The sequence below is a fragment of the Anaerorhabdus sp. genome (assembly GCF_036657415.1).
GTDB lineage: Bacteria > Bacillota_I > Bacilli_A > Erysipelotrichales > Erysipelotrichaceae > Anaerorhabdus.
This window is the reverse complement of sequence record NZ_JAVXGL010000108.1, coordinates 1-5345: the sequence shown is the minus strand read 5'-3', so window position 1 is coordinate 5345 and position 5345 is coordinate 1. Positions and strand designations below refer to the sequence as shown.

Genomic DNA, 5345 nt, shown 5'->3' with positions numbered 1-5345 from the left:
GATTAAAGAACTCAATGCTGAACATATATTTATATTACCAAATAATTCAAACATTATTCTTGCTGCTCAACAAGCAAAAGATGTATTAGAAAATGATAACATTCATGTATTATCAACAAAATCTATTCCACAAGGATTATCAGCATGTATCATGTTTAATCCTGAAGTAGAGGTAGAAGATAATCTAGAAGAAATGAATGCTGCGATTGCACATGTTAAAACTGGACAAGTTACATATGCAATCAAAGATACAACATTTGAAGGACTAGCAATCAATGAAGGTGATTATATGGGTATCTTTGAGAAAGATATCGTTGTCGCAACACATGATAAGTTAGAAGCAACATTTAGACTTTTAGACAAGATGGTAGATGGTGAAAGTGAAATCATTACCTTACTTGTTGGTGAAGATGCAACAGATGAAGATGTCAGTCAAGTAGAAGACTATATTGCATCTACATTTGATGTAGAAGTTGATACGCAAAAAGGAAATCAACCAGTATATAATTTCATTATTGGAGTTGAGTAAGTCTTAGAGAAATCTAAGACTTTTTTTATCTGAAATCAAATATTATTCACTTCATTTTGAGTTATACAGTAATAAATAAATAGATAAAATATTTATACACAACGTAATATATAGAGTTTAAGTGTATAAAAAAATGATGGTTGTAGTTATATTTAAATTCCTTTATGATGAACTTAAATCAGAATAAAAGAGAGGAGTATTTTATGTCATTTAAAGAAGGATTTTATTGGGGTGGAGCAACAGCGGCCAACCAATGTGAAGGTGCATGGAATGAAGATGGAAGAGGACCAGCAGAAACAGATATGTTAACAGCTGGAAGCAATCATTCACCACGAATGCTTACATATCAAATGCCAGATGGAACAACAGGAGCAATTCCAAGAACAGGAGGCAAGCTTCCTGAGGGAGCAAAGTTGGCAGTACTTGATGGATATTATTATCCAAATCATGATGGAATTGATTTCTATCATCATTACAAGGAAGACATTGCGCTGATGGCTGAGATGGGATTTACTATGTTTAGAATGTCTATATCATGGAGTCGTATTTTTCCTCGTGGGGATGAAATAGAACCAAATCAAAAAGGTATTGAGTTTTACCGTAATGTATTTAAAGAATTAAAAAAATATAATATTGAACCATTGGTAACATTACATCATTTTGATACACCGCTCTATTTAGAAGAAAATTATGATGGATGGAATAATAGAAAAACAATAGAATTTTTTGATCGTTATGCAAAAGTATGTTTTGAAGAATATAAAGGTCTAGTCAAGTATTGGTTAACCTTCAATGAAATTAATAACACAGTAATGTTTTTAGAACTTTTTGGTGATAAAGCAACCAAAGAAGGATATCAACGTGCTTATCAACAATTACATTATCAATTTATTGCAAGTGCACATGCAGTGAAAATGGCGCATGCAATTGATCCTGATTATCACGTAGGATGTATGATTTGTGGTATTACATTCTATCCTGGAACAAGTGATCCAAAAGATATTCTATTGAATCGCCATGCATGGGAAAAGAATATTTTCTATTGTGGTGACGTTCAAAGTAAAGGTAAGTATCCTACATTCGCAAAACGTCTATGGAAAGAACAAGATGTTAAATTGGATATTACAAAACAAGATGAGCAAGATTTAATGGAAGGTTGTGTGGATTTTTACACTTTCTCTTACTATATGTCTACTGTAGTTACAACACATGCAATAGAAGACAAAGCAGGTGGAAACTTCTCAATGGGAGCAAAAAATCCTTATTTGAAATATAGTGATTGGGGATGGGCATTTGATCCAGAAGGATTAAAATACTATTTGGAGATGATTTATGATCGCTATGAAAAACCATTAATGGTTGTAGAGAACGGTTTAGGTGCTGTAGATAAAGTTGAAGAAGATGGAAGTATCCATGATGATTATCGTATTGAGTATATGCGTGATCATATTAAAGAGATGGGGAATGCTATCGATAACGGTGTAGACTTAATTGCATATACAAGTTGGGGATGCATTGATTTAGTTTCTGCTGGAACAGGGGAAATGAAAAAGCGTTATGGTATGATTTATGTTGATAAAGATGATGAAGGAAATGGAACTTTTGAACGCAGGAAAAAAGATTCATTTGAATGGTACAAAAAAGTAATTCAATCCAATGGCAAAATAATTTAAGCAATTTATACAATGATTATTGGAATAATATAAATGTAGTATAGGTAATATAGACATGAGATGATTTAGAGGGCTCATGTCTTTTTTTATGAATAATTATGCTATACTAATGCTATCAAAGAGGTGTTAAAATGAATGAAATTCAAGATTTATTAATTAAATACAGTAAGCAATTTGAATGTGATTTTTTCTTGTATGATGAATCATTTAATTGTATTGCTTATACAAGAGAAAGAATGCAATTTAGAAATGATAATCAAGATAAAGAAGCGGTTGTTTCGTTTCAAGTTGGAAAACATGATTTTCATATTGTTACAGATGAAAAAGAAAATCGCGACTATCTAATGGTTGTTGCAATTGCTTGTAAAAATAAACTAGAGAAAAAAAGGGAAGAATTATCAATTGAAGAATTAATTGCAGAAGCAATTCAAGATACATTGACTGATGATGAATTTAAACGTTGCGACCAATATTTGTTTGAAGATATTTATCAGCTTTATATAATAAAGCCAAAACATAATCAAGAACGTTTTGACGATATGAAAGAGATATTTTTCATCGATGATGAGCTTGTAGTGACAATGGATGATAAAACTATTGTACTTGCAAATCAAATGCAACCAAGTGAGATTTATGCGAATAACTTAATCAATGATTTTAAAAAATACAATTTTGATTGTTCAATTGTATTCGGTGAAACAATACTTTCAGCAAAAGAATTACATCAAGGTGTTAAGGAATTGATGAATGTCTTTTCATTAGGACAAGTGTTCTATGAAGAAAAAAATGTATTATCTTCAAATGATTTGGGGGTTTCATATTTAGTTTCTAAACTATCACAAAATGATATACGTAAAATAAGTGATATGTGGACAAAGAATAATTATCAATTGATAATTGATAGTGATATTGAATTCGTCACAACATTTTTAAGATGTAATTTATCGGTGAGTGTTACAGCAAATGAGTTGATGATTACTGATAGAGAAGTAGAAAATAGTATTAAAGTAATTCAAGAAAAAATTGGACTTAATGTACTTAATTTTGAGGATGCAATGAAAATGGCATTATTAATTATGATGAAAAAGAGGATACAAGAATGAAAGTACCTGCATTTATAAAGTTACCATGTACAATTGGCGTTGTTGCACCTTCTTTTGGTGTGTCAGGAGATCGTTATAGAATCAATTATGAAAATGCTAAGAGAGAGTTAATTAAAGAAGGATTTACTATTGTTGAATGCAAAAGTATTTACCAATTAGATAAAGCACAAAGTAACACACCCAAAAATAGAGCGAAGGAATTAATGAAATTCTATCTTGATGATAAGATTGATATTGTTTGGTCATGTGCAGGTGGTGAGATAATGAATGAAATCCTACCTTATTTAGATTTTGAATTGTTGAAACAAGCAAAACCAAAATGGTTTATTGGTTATTCAGACAATACTAATTTTTGTTTGCCACTTGCTACACACGCGCATATTGCTTCTATCTATGGTATGACAATAACAGAATATAAAACAGATCAATGGATAGAATCAAGTAATGATTTAATAGCGTTACTTAAAAATGAGAAGACAGTATTTACACAATATTTGGATGAAGATACAGGTGTTTTACCGCGAAAAAATATTAAACTTGAAGGATATTTAATTGGTGGAACATTAGATGTTATTACAAATTTAATGGAAACTGAATATGAAAAAATTAGAGAATTTAGTAAAGGAAAAAAGGGGAAAGTTTTATTATTTCTAGAAGCTTATGATTATAATATTTTAGGTGTTAAACGTTGTTTGTGGCAATTGAATCAAGCAGGATATTTTAATCATATACAAGGTATAATATTAGGAAAATTAAGAATATCTGATCCATATTTTGATGTCACATTAGATGAGGCATTGAAAGATTTAAAATTAAGTATACCTATTATTTATGATGTTGAAGTAGGGCATACATATCCAACCATTCCATTTGTAAATGGGGCGTATGTCAATGTAGAAGTGAAAAATAAGCGATTTACAATAGCGTATGATTTTAAGCATAAATAATTTTGTTTATGCTTATTCATCTTTTATAAGCAAGTAAAGTAGTTTAAAATATAAGTGGGTGAAGATATGTCGAAAACATTAAAAGAGTGTAGAATACCTCCTAAGAAAAGAGAGTTATTTTTACAAATGAGAATTGAGACAAGTGAAGAATTATTATCTTATTATCCTTTTCGTTATGAACAACTGCAATGTAAACCTTATGATGAATGGAAAACAAAAGATAGAATTGTAATAGAAGCAAGATTAATTACCTATCCACGAAGTTTCCGTTTTAAAGGAAGTCGTACAATGACTAAGTTTCAAGTTGAGAATGAGGATGATGTTTTTGATATTGTTATTTTTAATCGCCCATGGGCAAGCAAAATGGAGCTTGGACAAACGCTGACAATTATTGGTAATTATGAGGGAAATCGTAAAATCACTGCTATACAATACAATACAAAACCATTGAATGAGCAATTAGGAATTCAACCAGTTTATTCTCTTAAGTATGGTTTAACCCAAAAGAATATTCATGAATGCATAACACGTTGTTATGAAACAGTAAGAAATGAAATTGCAGATGATGTACCAAGTGAATATATTAGACGTTATCGTTTACTTCATAAAAGAGATGCTTTAAGGATGATGCATTTTCCTAAATCCAATGAAGAAGTTGCACAAGCAATAAGAACATTAAAGTATGAAGAATTTTTAAAATTTCACTTAGCGATTCAACTTATTCGTAAACAAAATTCTGAATCAGTTCTTAAAGAAGGAAAACATTTTGATTTTGATGATGTATTTCGTTTAGCCAATCATTTACCATTTCCATTAACTAAGGATCAAGTGAAAGCGGTCAATGATATTTTGGAAGATTTACAAAGTCAAAAAATAATGTATCGACTTGTTCAAGGTGATGTGGGGTGTGGAAAAACTGTTGTAGCAGGACTTGCGATGTATGCATGTTGCTTAGCAAAAAAACAAGCTGCATTATTAGCTCCTACTGAAATATTAGCAAAACAACATTATCAATCCATGAAAAATTTATTGAAGTCAACCAATCTTCGCATTGAAGTTTTATATTCAGCTTTACCTACTGTAATTAAGAAAG

Annotated in this window: 4 protein-coding genes and 1 pseudogene; all 5 read left to right on the top strand. The window is 30.4% G+C overall.

Annotated features, from left to right (window positions below):
• Window positions 1-529, top strand: a pseudogene (locus RSB60_RS10700) (hypothetical protein); the annotation flags it as partial.
• Window positions 530-732: 203 nt separating this feature from the next.
• Window positions 733-2202, top strand: a complete 1470-nt coding sequence (locus tag RSB60_RS10695) for a glycoside hydrolase family 1 protein (RefSeq protein ID WP_323380536.1) — start codon at window positions 733-735, stop codon at window positions 2200-2202.
• A 131-nt stretch (window positions 2203-2333) separates the two neighbouring features.
• Window positions 2334-3305 (top strand): hypothetical protein, encoded by a 972-nt coding sequence (locus RSB60_RS10690; RefSeq protein WP_332616263.1) that lies wholly within the window; start codon window positions 2334-2336, stop codon window positions 3303-3305.
• Window positions 3302-4252, top strand: a complete 951-nt coding sequence (locus RSB60_RS10685) for a S66 family peptidase (RefSeq protein WP_332475761.1) — start codon at window positions 3302-3304, stop codon at window positions 4250-4252. The genes RSB60_RS10690 and RSB60_RS10685 overlap by 4 nt, the downstream gene beginning before the upstream one ends.
• Before the next feature lie 66 nt (window positions 4253-4318).
• The coding region (locus RSB60_RS10680) for a DEAD/DEAH box helicase (RefSeq protein WP_332616260.1) at window positions 4319-5345 on the top strand (1027 nt) is incomplete at its 3' end.